Annotated in this window: 16 protein-coding genes; 6 read left to right on the plus strand and 10 right to left on the minus strand. The window is 62.0% G+C overall.

Features of this window, described 5'->3' with window-relative positions; all coding sequences use genetic code 11:
• Window positions 1-95 precede the first annotated feature (95 nt).
• The 3 genes from F8N82_RS03585 to pdxH all read left to right on the plus strand — a co-directional run bounded on the left by F8N82_RS03585 (window position 96) and on the right by pdxH (window position 2,987).
• A complete protein-coding gene (locus F8N82_RS03585) occupies window positions 96-1,241 on the plus strand; it encodes an EstA family serine hydrolase (protein ID WP_038999155.1) in 1,146 nt (381 codons plus the stop codon).
• 99 nt (window positions 1,242-1,340) lie between these two features.
• Window positions 1,341-2,321 (plus strand): OmpA family protein, encoded by a 981-nt coding sequence (locus F8N82_RS03590; protein ID WP_038999156.1) that lies wholly within the window; start codon window positions 1,341-1,343, stop codon window positions 2,319-2,321.
• 18 nt (window positions 2,322-2,339) lie between these two features.
• Window positions 2,340-2,987 carry a pyridoxamine 5'-phosphate oxidase gene (gene pdxH, locus F8N82_RS03595; protein ID WP_038999158.1) on the plus strand — a complete coding sequence of 216 codons (648 nt, stop codon included), beginning with the start codon at window positions 2,340-2,342 and terminating at the stop codon, window positions 2,985-2,987.
• On the opposite strand, the gene F8N82_RS03600 is transcribed toward pdxH, so the two are convergent.
• Complete coding sequence (locus F8N82_RS03600; RefSeq protein ID WP_038999159.1) at window positions 2,984-3,220, minus strand: hypothetical protein; 237 nt, start codon at window positions 3,218-3,220, stop codon at window positions 2,984-2,986. The two genes, pdxH and F8N82_RS03600, sit on opposite strands and share 4 nt — an antisense overlap.
• A gap of 147 nt (window positions 3,221-3,367) precedes the next feature.
• Between F8N82_RS03600 and F8N82_RS03605 the strand changes: the two genes are divergently transcribed.
• Complete coding sequence (locus tag F8N82_RS03605; protein WP_010221079.1) at window positions 3,368-3,832, plus strand: glycine zipper 2TM domain-containing protein; 465 nt, start codon at window positions 3,368-3,370, stop codon at window positions 3,830-3,832.
• Between the two features lie 67 nt (window positions 3,833-3,899).
• On the opposite strand, the gene nhaA is transcribed toward F8N82_RS03605, so the two are convergent.
• Window positions 3,900-5,081 (minus strand): Na+/H+ antiporter NhaA, encoded by a 1,182-nt coding sequence (gene nhaA / locus F8N82_RS03610; protein ID WP_038999161.1) that lies wholly within the window; start codon window positions 5,079-5,081, stop codon window positions 3,900-3,902.
• Between the two features lie 223 nt (window positions 5,082-5,304).
• Here nhaA and F8N82_RS03615 point away from each other — a divergent pair, with 223 nt between their 5' ends.
• A complete protein-coding gene (locus tag F8N82_RS03615; protein WP_038999163.1) occupies window positions 5,305-6,399 on the plus strand; it encodes a PLP-dependent cysteine synthase family protein in 1,095 nt (364 codons plus the stop codon).
• A 112-nt stretch (window positions 6,400-6,511) separates the two neighbouring features.
• Here F8N82_RS03615 and F8N82_RS03620 read toward each other — a convergent pair whose 3' ends face one another.
• From F8N82_RS03620 to F8N82_RS03630, 3 genes are all read right to left on the minus strand, one after another.
• Window positions 6,512-8,125, minus strand: a complete 1,614-nt coding sequence (locus F8N82_RS03620; RefSeq protein WP_038999165.1) for an NAD(P)/FAD-dependent oxidoreductase — start codon at window positions 8,123-8,125, stop codon at window positions 6,512-6,514.
• A 106-nt stretch (window positions 8,126-8,231) separates the two neighbouring features.
• Window positions 8,232-8,906 carry a COG3650 family protein gene (locus tag F8N82_RS03625; RefSeq protein WP_038999167.1) on the minus strand — a complete coding sequence of 225 codons (675 nt, stop codon included), beginning with the start codon at window positions 8,904-8,906 and terminating at the stop codon, window positions 8,232-8,234.
• Between the two features lie 70 nt (window positions 8,907-8,976).
• Window positions 8,977-9,576, minus strand: a complete 600-nt coding sequence (locus F8N82_RS03630) for a short chain dehydrogenase (RefSeq protein ID WP_038999168.1) — start codon at window positions 9,574-9,576, stop codon at window positions 8,977-8,979.
• Between the two features lie 107 nt (window positions 9,577-9,683).
• Between F8N82_RS03630 and F8N82_RS03635 the strand changes: the two genes are divergently transcribed.
• Window positions 9,684-10,592 (plus strand): LysR family transcriptional regulator, encoded by a 909-nt coding sequence (locus F8N82_RS03635; protein ID WP_038999169.1) that lies wholly within the window; start codon window positions 9,684-9,686, stop codon window positions 10,590-10,592.
• A gap of 3 nt (window positions 10,593-10,595) precedes the next feature.
• Here the strand turns inward: F8N82_RS03635 and F8N82_RS03640 are convergent, their stop codons facing one another.
• From F8N82_RS03640 to livH, 5 genes are all read right to left on the minus strand, one after another.
• Window positions 10,596-10,832, minus strand: a complete 237-nt coding sequence (locus F8N82_RS03640) for a hypothetical protein (protein ID WP_038999171.1) — start codon at window positions 10,830-10,832, stop codon at window positions 10,596-10,598.
• Between the two features lie 140 nt (window positions 10,833-10,972).
• Window positions 10,973-11,674: an ABC transporter ATP-binding protein gene (locus F8N82_RS03645; protein WP_038999172.1), complete on the minus strand. Its 702-nt coding sequence runs from the start codon at window positions 11,672-11,674 to the stop codon at window positions 10,973-10,975.
• Entirely contained in the window at window positions 11,675-12,442 is a 768-nt protein-coding gene (livG, locus tag F8N82_RS03650) for a high-affinity branched-chain amino acid ABC transporter ATP-binding protein LivG (protein WP_038999173.1), read from the minus strand.
• On the minus strand, window positions 12,439-13,695 hold the full coding sequence (locus F8N82_RS03655; RefSeq protein ID WP_038999174.1) for a high-affinity branched-chain amino acid ABC transporter permease LivM: 1,257 nt from the start codon (window positions 13,693-13,695) through the stop codon (window positions 12,439-12,441). Before F8N82_RS03655 ends, livG begins: the two co-directional genes overlap by 4 nt.
• The gene (gene livH, locus F8N82_RS03660) at window positions 13,692-14,615 is read right to left on the minus strand and encodes a high-affinity branched-chain amino acid ABC transporter permease LivH (protein WP_028943524.1); all 924 of its coding nucleotides are present in this window, start codon (window positions 14,613-14,615) and stop codon (window positions 13,692-13,694) included. Before livH ends, F8N82_RS03655 begins: the two co-directional genes overlap by 4 nt.
• Between the last annotated feature and the right edge of the window lies 1 nt (window position 14,616).

Consider the following 14,616-nt stretch of genomic DNA (forward strand, 5'->3'; position numbering starts at 1 on the left):
GGCATGGACCGCCCGGCTTCTGTCTGTTCCCAAATCGTGCGCAGACTGAAACAATGCACACCCATTTGAGAAGCCGGTTTCACGGGAGTTGCTGGGTGCAGATTCAGGGTCATTACGAGCTTAAGTTTGAAGCGGTACGTGAAGCCTTTGCGGCGCTGTTCGACGATCCTCAGGAGCGTGGCGCGGCGTTGTGCATCCAGGTCGGCGGTGAAACCGTCATCGACCTCTGGGCCGGTAGCGCTGACAAAGATGGCGCCGAGGCCTGGCACAGCGACACCATCGCCAACCTGTTCTCCTGTACCAAGATGTTTACCGCCGTAACCGCCTTGCAATTGGTCGGCGAAGGCAAGCTGGCCCTGGACGCGCCGGTGGCCCGCTACTGGCCGGAGTTCGCCCAGGCCGACAAGCAATCGATCACCCTGCGTCAGTTGCTCAGCCATCGCGCTGGTGTTCCGGCCCTGCGTGAGCTGATGCCGGCCGAGGCCCTCTATGACTGGCAAACCATGGTCCAGGCGTTGGCTGGCGAATCACCCTGGTGGACGCCGGGTACCGCCCACGGCTACGCGGCTATCACTTTTGGCTGGCTGATCGGTGAGTTGATCCGCCGTGCCGATGGCCGTGAGCCTGGCGAGTCGATCGTCGCGCGCACCGCCAGGCCGCTGGGCCTGGACTTTCATATTGGCCTCGGTGAAGAGCACTTCCCCCGTGTCGCGCATATTGCCCGCGGCAAAGGCAACATGGGCGATGAGGCGGCCCAGCGCTTGCTCCAGGTCACTATGCGTGAGCCGCAAGCCTTGTCGACCCGGGCCTTCACCAACCCGCCAGGGATGCTTACCAGCGTCAACAAACCCGAGTGGCGGCGCATGCAGCAACCGGCGGCCAATGGCCACGGCAACGCCCGCAGCCTCGCCGGTTTCTACGCCGGCCTGCTCGATGGCAGCCTGCTGGAGTCGGAACTGCTCGATGAGCTGACCCGCGAACACAGCGTCGGCCAGGACCAGACCCTGCTGACCTCGACCCGTTTTGGTCTGGGCTGCATGCTCGACCAGCCAGCCGTTGCCAACGCTACCTTTGGTCTGGGCGCGCGCGCCTTCGGTCACCCGGGTGCGGGCGGCTCCGTTGGCTTTGCCGATCCGGAACATGATGTTTCCTTTGGCTTTGTTACCAATACCCTGGGCCCCTATGTACTCATGGACCCCCGGGCGCAGAAGCTGGTGCGGGTGTTGGCCAGTTGCCTTTGATCGGTTAACCCCGGTGTGGCCTGAACCCTTTAGCTATTCTGAATTCCAAAGCCCTGCATTGCTGGGCCAAATTTCTTTCATTTTCATGGTGTATCGCTGATGTCTTCGCATAAATCCTTAGCTCTCGCCCTGTGCCTGGCCGTGACCGGCTGCGCGCAGCATCCTCAGAAAGACGGGGCCGCTGATGCCGGTTTCAACTGGTGGCCGTTTGGTTCTGACCAGCTCGTCGACAAGGAAGTGAAGGAAGTGGTCAGCGAAAAAGTCGCCAAGGCCGACGCCAAGTCGGAAAGCGCCAGCCGTTGGTGGTGGCCGTTTGACGACAGCGCCAAGAGCAAGGCCGCAGCCGTACCGAAAATCGACCACAAGGCCACCCAGGCCTGGCTGGACAGCTACGAGCCGAAGCTGCGCGAAGCCATCAAGGACAGCAAGTTCGAAGTCGAGCGCCGTGAAGACGTGCTGGTGGTGACCGTGCCGGTCGACAGTTCCTACAATCCGGATCGCCCGGCCATGCTCCTGCCGGTCACCCTCGGCCCGATCACCCGTGTGGCCAAAGCCATCGAGGCTGACAAGCAGACCGCGGTACTGGTCCTCGGCCATGCCGACACCAGCGGTGTCGCCGCCGCCAATACCAAGCTGAGCCAGGAGCGCGCCGGCTCGGTGGCTGCAATCTTCCGCCTTAGCGGCCTGGAGCGCGATCGCCTGATGCTGCGTGGCATGGGCTCGGAAATGCCGCGTGCGGCCAATGACAGCGTTGAAGGCCGCTCCCTGAACCGCCGTGTCGAGCTGGTACTGACGCCGCAGAACACCATGGTTGCCTTGCTGGCCAAGTACAAGCAGCCAACCCCAAGCCCGGCCGAACTGGTTGCCGTGCAGGATGCCAAGGCGCCGGCCAAGGCTGCGGCGAAACCGGCTGCCAAGCCTGCGGCCAAGGCCCCGGCGAAAAAAGCCACTGTGGCCAAGAAAGCCGCGCCGGCCAAGGCTGCTGCCAAGAAGCCTGCCGCCAAGCCCGCAGCGAAAAAAGCTGCGGCTCCAGCGGCGAAGAAGGTCGCTGCCAACACCACCCCTGCGAAGACCAACTGATCGTCAAGGAACGCAGTAATGACCCAGTCCCTGGCCGATATGCGCCGCGATTACACCCGCGATGGCCTGACCGAAGCCCAGGCTCCGGAGCAGCCGTTCGCGTTGTTTCGCCAATGGTTCGATGATGCCCTGAACACCGAGCAGCCGCCGGTGGAAGCCAATGCCATGACCCTGGCGACGGTGGATGCCGATGGTCGCCCGCATTGCCGTATCGTCCTGCTCAAGGGCCTGGACGAGCAGGGTTTCACCTTCTTCACCAACTACGACAGCGCCAAGGGCCAGCAGCTGCTGGCCAATCCGTTCGCGGCCATGACCTTCTTCTGGCCGGCGCTGGAGCGTCAGGTGCGTATCGAAGGCAAGGTGGTCAAGGTGACTGCGCAGGAATCGGACGAGTATTACCAGGTGCGCCCGCTGGGCAGCCGCCTGGGCGCCTGGGCCTCACCGCAGAGTCGGGTGATTGCCGACCGCGCCGAGCTCGAAGGCCTGGTCGAGGCCACCGAGCAGCGCTTCAGCGACAACCAGCCACACTGCCCGGAACACTGGGGCGGCTATCGCCTGCTGCCCGAGCGCATCGAGTTCTGGCAGGGCCGCGCCAGCCGCCTGCACGACCGCCTCAACTACCGCTTGCAGCAGGGCAACTGGCTGCGTGAGCGCCTCGCGCCTTAATCGGCCTGGTAACCGGCGGCCTCGCGTTCCAGCCAGGCCGCCAGTTCACTGCGTTTGACCTTTTGCGCCTTGGCGCTGTCCAGACGTTGTAGCATGAAGGCCTTCTTGCCTTCGTCCTGGCCTGCCAGCGACAAGGCCAGGTCGCGGTCCATCCAGCGCTTGATGCGAACATAGATCCACCAGTGGAAGTACAGGCCTGCCACGGTGGTTATGACGACGATGAAGTAATCCATGTCTATCCTTGCGCTAGAAGTTTCTACAGGCTGCCCCGATAGCACAGGCTGTACGGAAGCTGAATGGAAGCAATTTTACCCCGCATGTGTCGTGACAGTCGTCAATGCGCGGAGTCTAATGAGCATCTGTCTTACGGAGATTATCCAATGCGTAAATCTGTTCTGCTGGTGGCAAGCTTCACCACAATGTCGCTGCTGCTCGGTGGTTGTGCCTCGAGCCTGACCGGCGATTCGTACTCCCGTGATGAAGCGCGCCGTGTGCAGACCGTGCGCATGGGCACCATCGAATCCCTGCGCCCAGTGAAAATCGAAGGTACCAAAACCCCGATCGGTGGTGGCGCCGGTGCCATCGTCGGCGGCGTCGCCGGTAGTGCGGTGGGGGGTGGTCGCGGCAGTATCGTTGCCGCCGTGATCGGTGCCGTGGCCGGTGGCCTGGCAGGTTCCGCGGCCGAAGAAGGCCTGACCCGCACCCAGGGCGTGGAAATCACCGTGCGTGAAGACGACGGCAGCATGCGTGCCTACGTGCAGGCCGTGCAGCAGAACGAGATCTTCCGCGTCGGCGAGCGTGTGCGAATCATGACGGTCGACGGCACCAGCCGCGTCACTCACTGAGTTTTGCACCCCCCATTAAAAACCCCGACTCGGCAGTGCCGGTCGGGGTTTTTTATTGCCTTGAAGTTCAGGCCGTGACGGGCTTGCGACTCGACAGCGCGGTGATGCCATAACCGATCAGCGCGGCCAGAATGGAGCCGGTGAGAATACCCATGCGGTCCATGCCGGCGTATTCGCTGCTACCCGGCACGAAGGCCAGGGAGCCGACGAACAGGCTCATGGTAAAACCGATGCCGCAGAGAATCGCCACGCCCAGCACCTGGCCCCAGTTGGCGCCAGCCGGTAAGGCGGCCATGCCGGCCTTGATCATCAGCCAGGCGAAGCCAAATACCCCCAGGGTCTTGCCCAGCAACAGGCCCACGGCAATGCCCATCGGCACGTGATGGGTGAAGCTTTCGAGGCTGACACCGGTCAGCGACACGCCGGCGTTGGCGAAGGCGAACAGCGGCAGGATGCCATAGGCCACCCACGGGTGCAGGGCATGCTCCAGGGTCAACAGCGGCGACGGCTCGGCGTTCTTGGTACGCAGCGGAATGCACAGCGCCAGGGTGACACCGGCCAGGGTGGCGTGCACGCCGCTCTTGAGCACGCAGACCCAGAGGATCAGGCCGACCACCATATACGGACCAAGCTTGACCACGCCCATGCGGTTCATTGCGATCAGCACCAGCAGGCAGGCTGCCGCCAGCCCCAGCGACAGGCTCGACAGGGTACCGGAGTAGAACAGGGCGATGACGATGATCGCACCCAGGTCGTCGATGATCGCCAGGGTCATCAGGAACAGCTTGAGCGAAACCGGTACGCGCTTGCCCAGCAGGGCCAGCACGCCGAGAGCGAAGGCGATGTCGGTGGCCATGGGGATCGCCCAGCCAGCGACGGCAGCCGGGTTGTCCTTGTTGAGGAACCAGTAGATCAGCGCTGGCACTACCATGCCGCCGATGGCGGCCGCGCCGGGCAGGACGATCTGCGAAGGCTTGGACAGATGACCGTCGACCACCTCGCGCTTGACCTCAAGGCCGATCAACAGGAAGAACAGGGCCATCAGCCCGTCATTGATCCATAACAGCAAGGGTTTGGCGATTTTCAACGCGCCAATCTGGGCGACTACAGGCACATCCAGCAGGCCGTTGTACAGGTACGACAGCGGCGAGTTGTTGATGATCAGGGCCAGGGCAGCTGCAGCAATCAGTAATAGACCGCTGGCAGCTTCCAACTGAAAGAAACGTGTGAAAGTGCTACGCAGGGGCAAGGGCGCTCTCCATCCTGAAGGTTCTGATAGGGGCACACCCTACCCTGTGGTGATATTCTTTAAAACAAAAACTATATTCTTTTTTGTTATAAGCTGTAACCAATTCACGCCATGCAGCCTAGCAGTTGCGGTCGATAATTCATCGTGGCTGTGTCTGTAGCAATTATCAGAATTTTCCTAACATGTTCTGCTGAACTTCGACCTTTTTGCCCGAGAATCGACCATGAACGATCACCGCCAGTGGGCCCGTGAAGCCATCCGCATTATCGAAGCGGACTTCCAGCGCAGCGCCGATACCCACCTGATCCCGCTGCCGCTGCCTGGCTTTCCCGAGGTCGAGCTGTATTTCAAGGATGAGTCGAGCCACCCCACGGGCAGCCTCAAGCATCGGCTGGCGCGCTCGTTGTTTCTCTATGCCCTGTGTAATGGCTGGTTGCGTCCGGGCGCACCGGTGATCGAAGCGTCCAGCGGCTCGACGGCGATCTCCGAAGCCTACTTTGCGCGCTTGCTCGGTTTGCCCTTTATAGCCGTGGTACCGGCCACCACCTCGCAGGAAAAAATCGCCCAGATTGCTTTCTACGGGGGGCAGAGCCACCTGGTGCAGGATCCCACGCAGATCTACGCCGAATCCGAGCGCCTGGCCCAGGAAAGTGGCGGGCACTTCATGGACCAGTTCACCTATGCCGAGCGTGCTACCGATTGGCGCGCTAACAACAACATTGCCGAGTCGATCTTTGCCCAGATGCGCTTCGAGCAGTTCCCTGAGCCGAGCTGGCTGATTTCCAGCCCGGGCACGGGCGGCACCACCGCCACCTTGGGCCGCTATGTGCGCTACCGCCAGCACGCCACCCGGGTGTTGTGCGCCGATGCCGAGCGCTCGGTGTTTTTCGACTGCTACAAGACCGGTGACCGTTCCCTGCGCCTGGACTGTGGTTCGCGCATTGAAGGCATCGGCCGGCCGCGGGTCGAGGCTTCGTTTTTGCCGCAGGTGATCGATGCCATGGTCAAGGTGCCGGACGCTCTGTCACTGGCGGCCATGCATTATCTGGCCCAGCGCCTTGGCCGGCGGGTCGGCGGGTCCAGCGGCACCAACCTGATCGGCGCTCTGGCGGCGGCGCAGCAGATGCGCACGGCGGGGGAGGCCGGTTCGATCGTGGCGATCCTCTGTGATGGCGGCGATCGCTATGCCACGACTTACTATGACCAGGACTGGTTGAACGGGCAGGGGTATCAGTTGGAGGGGATGATTGAGGCGGTGACTGCGTGTGTCGAGCGCGGTGAGGCGTTGCCGGAATCGGTATTGCGCGAGGGCGTTTGAAGGCGGGCTGCTCTGTAGCCCATCGCTGGCAAGGCCGGCTCCCACAAGGTCCGCGGCGACTCGGACCCTGTGGGAGCCGGCGTTGCCGGCGATTGCTTTACTGCGGTATGAATCAGTCCTGCAGCCCCAGCATGCTGCGCGCTACCGCTTCAGCAATGCGAATCCCGTCGACACCCGCCGACAGGATCCCGCCGGCATAACCGGCACCTTCACCCGCTGGGAACAGACCCTTGAGGTTCAGGCTCTGCATGCTGGCATCACGGGTGATGCGCAGCGGCGATGAAGTGCGGGTCTCGATCCCGGTCAATACCGCGTCAGGCAGGTTGTAGCCCTTGATCTGCCGATCGAAGGCCGGCAGCGCTTCACGAATGGCTTCGATGGCAAAGTCCGGCAGGCTCGGGCCCAGGTCGCCCAGGCTCACCCCTGGCTTGTAGGACGGCTCGACACTACCGATGGCGGTGGACGGCCGTCCGGCGACGAAGTCACCGACCAGTTGCGCTGGGGCCTGGTAGTTACTGCCACCCAGCACGTAGGCGTGGGCTTCGAGTTTTTCCTGCAGCTCGATACCGGCCAGCGGGCCGCCCGGATAGTCCTGCTCGGGGGTAATGCCAACGACAATACCGGAGTTGGCGTTGCGCTCGTTACGCGAGTACTGGCTCATGCCGTTGGTGACCACCCGGCCCGGCTCGCTGGTAGCGGCAACCACGGTGCCGCCTGGGCACATGCAGAAGCTGTAGACCGAGCGACCGTTCTTGGCGTGGTAGACCAGCTTGTAGTCGGCAGCACCGAGTTTCGGGTGGCCGGCGTACTTGCCCAGGCGCGCCTGGTCGATCAGTGATTGCGGGTGCTCGATCCGGAAGCCGATGGAGAACGGCTTGGCTTCCATGAACACGCCACGGGCGTGCAGCATGCGGAAGGTGTCACGGGCACTGTGGCCCAGGGCCAGGACCACGTGGCGCGAGTGCAACTGTTCGCCGCTTTCCAGGACCACGCCGTTGAGCTGGCCGTCGTCCATCAGCAGGTCGGTGACCTTCTGCTCGAAGCGCACTTCGCCGCCCAGCGCGTGAATCTCGTGGCGCATGTTCTCGACCATGCCGGTCAGGCGGAAGGTACCGATGTGCGGCTTGCTGACGAAGAGGATCTCGTCCGGCGCACCGGCTTTGACGAACTCGTGCAGGACCTTGCGGCCGTGGTGTTGCGGGTCTTTGATCTGGCTGTAGAGCTTGCCGTCGGAGAAGGTCCCGGCGCCGCCTTCGCCGAACTGCACGTTCGACTCGGGGTTGAGCACGCTTTTGCGCCACAGGCCCCAGGTGTCCTTGGTGCGCTGGCGAACTTCCTTACCGCGCTCGAGGATGATCGGCTTGAAGCCCATCTGCGCCAGCAGCAGGCCGGCGAAAATTCCGCACGGGCCGAAGCCGACCACGACAGGACGCTCCTGCAGGTCGGCAGGGGCGTGGCCAACCACTTTGTAGCTGACATCCGGGGCGACGTTGACATTGTGATCGTCGGCGAACTTCTGCAGCAGTTCGGCTTCGTTGCTCGCTTGCAGGTCGATGGTGTAGATGAACAGCAGCTCGCTGTTCTTCTTGCGCGCATCGTAGCTGCGCTTGAACAGGGTGAAGTCCAGCAGTTGCTCGTCGCTGATGCCTAGGCGTTGCACGATGGCCTCGCGCAGGGCTTCATCAGGATGATCCAGCGGCAGCTTCAGTTCGGTGATTCGTAACATGGCAGGGTCCAGTATCCCGGCCATGAACGGCCGGCGGCTTTACACAAACCGCCAAGTATAAGCTGTTCGCTGCCTTTGCAGGCAGGATAAACGCAGGCGCCGATGATCAGTCGTTGCGCGAGCCGCCGTAGTAGGCGCAGCCACGCAGGGTCTGGCCGTCTACGCGCAGCTCGGCCTTCAGGTGCTGGACGCTGCCGGTGGCGCTGTCGACGCAGCGCTGCGGTGCGACCCAGAGCTCGACTTTCTGGCCGTTGGCCTCGGTGTTCAGACTGAAACGACCGTCGGGCAGTTGTTCTTCCAGATAAGGCACGGCCAGCGACGGCTGACCAAGGCGCTCAAGGACCATGCCCTTGCCGCCGGCCTTGAGGTTCCAGTCCGGCTCATGGCCGCTGGCACGCAGGGTCAGGCGCTTGAAGTTGGGGTCGCTGCAGGCGCTGGTGGAGTGCTCGATGCGGTACAGGCGCTGCACATTCAATTGGCCGTCATTGCCGCCTTTCTGGCTGGCCGACAAGGTACCGCGTACGTCGGCAAACAGGGTGCCAGGGGTTGCCGCCAATGCCGTGGCTTCCTGCAGCAGGCCGGTGTTGCCGCTGTCATTGACCGCAAAGCGGCGGGTTTCTTCGCAGGGCTTGAACAGCAGTTGTCCGCCCTGGGCAGTGAGTTCGCCCTGCATGCGGGTCTGGCCTGCGGTAGAGGCGGCTTGCGGCTTTTCAGCCAGCATCTGGCAGCCGGAAAACAGCGGCAACAAGGCGACAAGCAACAGCGAAGGGGCGGCACGCATCAAGCAAACTCCAGCATCTCGAGCAAAAGGTGCCGCCACGTTACGCAGGCTGATCGCCGATCACAAGGCCTTAGCCAACCTGGTAGGTCTGGCCGCTCTGCAATCCTTCGACGCTCTTGGCATAGGCCAGTGCCACGTCGGCGGCCGGCACCGGTTTGAAACCGCGAAAATACGGGGCATACGCCGGCATGGCCTCGACCAGTACGTTGGGGCTGATGGAATTGACCCGCAGGCCACGCGGCAGTTCGATGGCGGCCGCTTTGACGAAGGCGTCGAGGGCGCCATTGACCAGTGCAGCCGAAGCGCCGGAGCGAATCGGGTCGCGGTTGAGGATGCCGCTGGTCAAGGTGAACGAGCCGCCATCATTGATGAACTCGCGGCCGATCAGCAGCAGATTGACCTGGCCCATGAGCTTGTCGTTCAGGCCCAGGGCGAAGTGCTCCGCGCTCATCTCCTCAAGGGCCGCGAAGGTGACGTTGCCGGCGGCGCAGACCAGGGCATCGAAACGGCCGGTCTGTTCGAACAGGCGCCGAATCGAGGCACTGTCGCTGATATCCACCTGATAGTCGCCGCTGCTGCGGCCGATGCGCAGCACTTCATGACGTTGTTCCAGCTCTTTGGCAACCGCCGAACCGATGGTACCGCTGGCGCCGATCAACAGGATTTTCATTGAGCCATTCCTCATGGGGTGTGAAGACAAGGCTCAAGTCTAGGGTGGATTTTTCTGCAGATAAGCGTGCTAATAGGCAACCTTTGGTTTTTACATGGAAACAATCCATGAGCGACCTCGATGACCTGGCGGCCTTTGCCGTGCTGATGGATGCCGGTAGCTTCACCCTGGCTGCGCAACAACTGGGTTGGAGCAAGGGGCAGTTGTCCAAGCGCATCAGTGCCCTGGAGGCCGGCCACTCGGTGAAGTTGTTGCACCGCACTACAAGGAGGCTGAGCCTGACGGCTGCCGGTGCCATGTTGCTGCCGCAGGCGCAGGCACTGGTGCGGCAAATGGAAGGGGCGCGTCAGACCCTGGCCATGCTCAAGGACGAACTGGCGGGACCGGTGCGCATCACTGTGCCAGTGTCGTTGGGCGAGACTTTTTTCGAAGGATTGCTGCTGGAGTTCGCCAGCCGCTACCCGGATTTGCAGGTGGAGCTTGAGCTGAACAATGGCTACCGCGACCTCCTGGGCGACGGCTTCGACCTTGCGATTCGAACCGAAGTCCAGGATGACGCACGCCTGGTCGCCCGCCCGGTGCTGGCCATGCAGGAGCTGACCTGTGCCAGCCCGGCCTATCTGCAGCGCCATGGTGAACCGAAAGTGCCAAGTGAGTTGAGCGGCCATCGCTGCCTGCTCAACAGCCATTACAGCGGCCGTGAAGAGTGGTTGTATCACCAGCAGCACGAACTGTTGCGGGTGCAGGTGGCTGGCAGCTTTGCCAGCAATCATTACAGCCTGCTGAAAAAAGCGGCACTGCTGGGCGCCGGGGTTGCCCGTCTGCCGTCGTACATGCTGCATGCAGAGCTGGCTGACGGCCGCTTGCAGTGGCTACTGCGCGACTATCAGACGCGCAGCGTGCCGTTGTTTCTGGTGCACCCCTATCAGGGCGGGATGCCCCAGCGGGTCCAGGTACTGGCCGATTACCTGCTGGCCTGGTTCAGGCGCAGCAGCCAGGCGCTGCGGACCCTCTAGGGTTTACATCTTGTCGTCGTGCATTTCGTTTTTCATCATCTTGTCGTTCTTTTCCATCTTCTTGTCCTTGCTCATGTCCATCTTCTTGTCGTCGGCCATTTTCTTGTCCATTTTCATGTCCTTGTCCATGCTCGCTTCCTTGCTCATTTTCATGTCGTCGGCGGCGTGGACCGCAGGCAGGAACGCCAGGGCCGAGCCCAGGGAAAGGATGAGTGCGGCGGCGCTGAGGGTCTTGTTCATGCTGAAACTCCAGTAGTAAGGGGAGGTGAGAGCCAGCGGTTCTGGCTCACCTGCAGCACTAGAGTCCCTTGCCCTGGAGGTGTTACAGCGGGCAAGAAAAAAGGCCCGAAGGCCTTTTTTCATTTGTTGCAGTGCAATGCTCAGCCACCCAGGTAAGCGTCGCGAACCTTGGGGTCGGTCAACAGCGCTTCACCGGTACCTTCCATCACCACCCGGCCGTTTTCCAGCACATAGGCGCGGTCGGCGACTTTCAGCGCCTGGTTGGCGTTCTGTTCGACCAGGAACACCGTCACGCCATCGCGGCGCAGTTGCTCGATGATGTCGAAGATCTGCTGGATGATGATCGGTGCCAGGCCCAGCGATGGCTCGTCGAGCAACAGCAACTTGGGCTTGCTCATCAGCGCCCGGCCGATGGCGAGCATCTGCTGTTCGCCGCCCGACATGGTGCCGCCACGCTGGCTGAAGCGCTCCTTCAGGCGCGGGAACAGTTGCAGGACCTTGTCCATCTGCTCCTGGTAATCGCCTTTATTGGTGAAGAATCCGCCCATGGCCAGGTTCTCTTCCACGGTCAGGCGGGCGAACACGCGGCGGCCCTCAGGGACCACCGCGATGCTCTTGCGCATGATGTGCGAGGACGGCTGGCCGACCAGTTCTTCCCCCAGGTACTTGATGCTGCCACTGTGCGCCTGGGGCGAACCGCAGAGGGTCATCAGCAGGGTGGATTTACCCGCGCCGTTGGCGCCGATCAAGGTGACGATTTCGCCCTGGCGGATCTCGACGTTGACGCTGTGCAGTGCCTGGATCTTGCCGTAGAAGGTGGAAACGTTTTCGAACTGCAGCATTTACGCTTCCCCCAGGTAGGCTTTGATCACTTCAGGGTTGTCGCGGATCTGTTCCGGCGTACCGTCGGCCAGGGGCGTGCCCTGGTTGATCACCACGATGTGGTCGGAGATGCTCATGACCAGCTTCATGTCGTGCTCGATCAGCAGCACGGTGACGTTGTGCTCTTCACGCAGCACGCTGATCAGCGCCTTGAGGTCTTCGGTCTCTTTCGGGTTCAGGCCTGCCGCCGGCTCGTCGAGCATGAGGATCCGCGGACGGGTCATCATGCAGCGGGCGATCTCCAGGCGCCGTTGCTGACCGTAGGCCAGGGTGCCGGCGGTACGGTTGGCGAACTCGGTGAGGTTGACCTTGTCCAGCCAGAACTGCGCGAAGTCCATGGCTTCGCGCTCGCTGCGGCGAAAGCCCGGGGTTTTCAGCAGGCCGGCAAGGAAGTTGGTATTCAGGTGCCGGTGCTGGGCGATCAGCAGGTTTTCCAGGGCGGTCATCTCTTTGAACAGACGCACGTTCTGGAAGGTCCGCACCACGCCCTTGCGAGCGATCTGATGGCCGGCCAGGCCCTGGATCGGCTGGCCGTCGAGCAGGATGCTGCCGGCGCTCGGCTTGTAGAAGCCGGTCAGGCAGTTGAACACCGTGGTCTTGCCGGCGCCGTTCGGGCCGATCAACGCCACCACCTGTTTTTCCTTGACGGTCAGGGCCACGCCGTTGACCGCCAACAAGCCGCCGAAGCGCATGCTCAGGCCGCTGACTTGCAGAATTTCGCGGCTCATCGACGCAGCTCCATATGTGGACGTTGCATAGGCAGCAGGCCCTGCGGACGCCAGATCATCATCAATACCATCAGCGCACCGAACATCAACATGCGGTATTCGCTGAATTCACGCATCAGTTCAGGCAGAAGGATCATCACGATGGCCGCCAGAATCACGCCCAACTGAGAGCCCATGCCACCCAACACGACGATGGCGAGGATGATGGCCGATTCGATGAAGGTGAACGACTCCGGTGTCACCAGGCCCTGGCGCGCAGCGAAGAAGCTGCCGGCGAAACCGGCGAAGCAGGCACCCAGGGTGAACGCTGAAAGCTTGATCACGGTAGGGTTCAGACCCAACGCGCGGCAGGCGATCTCGTCTTCACGCAGGGCTTCCCAGGCACGACCGATCGGCATGCGCAGCAGGCGGTTGATCACGAACAGCGCGAGCAGTGCCAGCAGCAGCGCCACCAGGTAGAGGAATATCACCTTGTTGATCGAGTTGTACTGCAGGCCGAAGAACTCGTGGAAGGTCTGCATGCCCTCGGCGGCCTTGCGTTCGAAGGTCAGGCCGAAGAAGGTCGGTTTCTCGATGTTGCTGATCCCGTTTGGACCGCCGGTAAGACCGGTGAGGTTACGCAGGAACAGGCGGATGATCTCACCAAAACCCAGGGTCACGATGGCCAGGTAGTCACCGCGCAGACGCAGTACCGGGAAACCGAGCAGGAAGCCGAAGGTCGCCGCCATCAGGCCGGCGATCGGCAGGCAGATCCAGAAGCTCAGGCCGTAGTAGTGCGACAGCAGGGCGTAGCTGTAGGCGCCGACGGCGTAGAAGCCGACATAACCCAGGTCGAGCAGGCCCGCCAGGCCGACCACGATGTTCAGGCCCAGGCCCAGCAACACGTAGATCAGGATCAGGGTGGCGATGTCGACCGCGCCGCGCGAGCCGAAGAACGGCCAGACCAGGGCAACCATGATCAGGCCGAGGATTATCCAGCGCTGGGTCTTGGGCAGGGTCAGGAAGTTGCTTACCGCCGGCGAGATCAGCTTGCGATCGGAGCGCCGATGGGTAACCGCGCTCCACTGCTTGTCGAACAGCACACGCAGGAACATCAGCACCGAGCACACGGCAATCACCGTGATGGTGAATGGCCCCTGGCTGTGAACGATCAGGTTGATGCCATCGATGCTGAGTTTGAGTCCCAGTACCGGGAAGGCCACGGCCCAGACCAGCAAGGCGCTGAAGAACGCCTGTTTGAGATTTTTGTTCATACTTTTTCAACCTCCGGACGGCCGAGAATGCCGGTCGGACGGAACAACAGCACCAGAACCAAAAGGCCGAACGCCACCACGTCCTTGTACTGGTCACCGAAGATATCGGCGCCAAAGGCTTCGGCCACCCCCAGCACCAGCCCGCCGAGCATGGCGCCCGGAATGCTGCCGATGCCGCCCAGTACCGCTGCGGTAAAGGCTTTCAGGCCTACCAGGAAGCCGGCGTTGGGGTTGATCACCCCGTACTGCATGCTCAGCAGTACCGCCGCCACGGCCGCCAGGGCGGCACCGATGACGAAGGTCAGGGCGATGATGTTGTTGGTGTTGATGCCCAGCAGGTTGGCCATCTTGATGTCTTCGGCACAGGCCCGGCAGGCCCGGCCCAGACGCGAACGGGAGATAAACAGGGTCAAACCGGTCATGGCCACCAGGGTGACAACGAAAACCAGGATCTGCATGTAGGAGATCAGCACTTCCTCTGCGCCGCCCGGGCCGAAGGAGATACTCCCAGGGATCAGGTTGGGGATGGACTTGTCCTTGGAGTCCTGGGATAGCAATACGGTGTTTTGCAGGAAAATCGACATGCCGATGGCAGAAATCAGCGGGATCAACCGGTTGCTGTTACGCAACGGACGGTAGGCGACCCGTTCGATACTGTAGCCATAGGCACTGGTTACGAAGATCGTGGCGACGAAGGCGACGGTCATCAATATCGGCAGTGAATCGATACCCATCATGGCCAGCCCCGCAAGGGCGATGAAGGCCACGTAGGAACCGATCATGTACACCTCGCCATGGGCGAAGTTGATCATTCCAATGATGCCGTAAACCATTGTGTAGCCAATGGCTATCAAGGCATAGGTGCTGCCAATGGTCAGGCCATTAACCAGCTGTTGGAAGAAGTGATAGATCTCAGGCATT

Origin of the sequence: Pseudomonas fluorescens (assembly GCF_902497775.2) — a bacterium.
GTDB lineage: Bacteria > Pseudomonadota > Gammaproteobacteria > Pseudomonadales > Pseudomonadaceae > Aquipseudomonas > Aquipseudomonas putida_F.

Coding starts and splice junctions, on each gene's coding strand:
- F8N82_RS03590 (WP_038999156.1), top strand. CDS start 1,341: ATGTCTTCGCATAAATCCTTAGCTCTCGCCCTGTGCCTGGCCGTGACC.
- pdxH (WP_038999158.1), top strand. CDS start 2,340: ATGACCCAGTCCCTGGCCGATATGCGCCGCGATTACACCCGCGATGGC.
- F8N82_RS03600 (WP_038999159.1), bottom strand. CDS start 3,220: ATGGATTACTTCATCGTCGTCATAACCACCGTGGCAGGCCTGTACTTC.
- F8N82_RS03605 (WP_010221079.1), top strand. CDS start 3,368: ATGCGTAAATCTGTTCTGCTGGTGGCAAGCTTCACCACAATGTCGCTG.
- F8N82_RS03615 (WP_038999163.1), top strand. CDS start 5,305: ATGAACGATCACCGCCAGTGGGCCCGTGAAGCCATCCGCATTATCGAA.
- F8N82_RS03620 (WP_038999165.1), bottom strand. CDS start 8,125: ATGTTACGAATCACCGAACTGAAGCTGCCGCTGGATCATCCTGATGAA.
- F8N82_RS03625 (WP_038999167.1), bottom strand. CDS start 8,906: ATGCGTGCCGCCCCTTCGCTGTTGCTTGTCGCCTTGTTGCCGCTGTTT.
- F8N82_RS03630 (WP_038999168.1), bottom strand. CDS start 9,576: ATGAAAATCCTGTTGATCGGCGCCAGCGGTACCATCGGTTCGGCGGTT.
- F8N82_RS03635 (WP_038999169.1), top strand. CDS start 9,684: ATGAGCGACCTCGATGACCTGGCGGCCTTTGCCGTGCTGATGGATGCC.
- F8N82_RS03640 (WP_038999171.1), bottom strand. CDS start 10,832: ATGAACAAGACCCTCAGCGCCGCCGCACTCATCCTTTCCCTGGGCTCG.
- F8N82_RS03645 (WP_038999172.1), bottom strand. CDS start 11,674: ATGCTGCAGTTCGAAAACGTTTCCACCTTCTACGGCAAGATCCAGGCA.
- livG (WP_038999173.1), bottom strand. CDS start 12,442: ATGAGCCGCGAAATTCTGCAAGTCAGCGGCCTGAGCATGCGCTTCGGC.
- F8N82_RS03655 (WP_038999174.1), bottom strand. CDS start 13,695: ATGAACAAAAATCTCAAACAGGCGTTCTTCAGCGCCTTGCTGGTCTGG.
- livH (WP_028943524.1), bottom strand. CDS start 14,615: ATGCCTGAGATCTATCACTTCTTCCAACAGCTGGTTAATGGCCTGACC.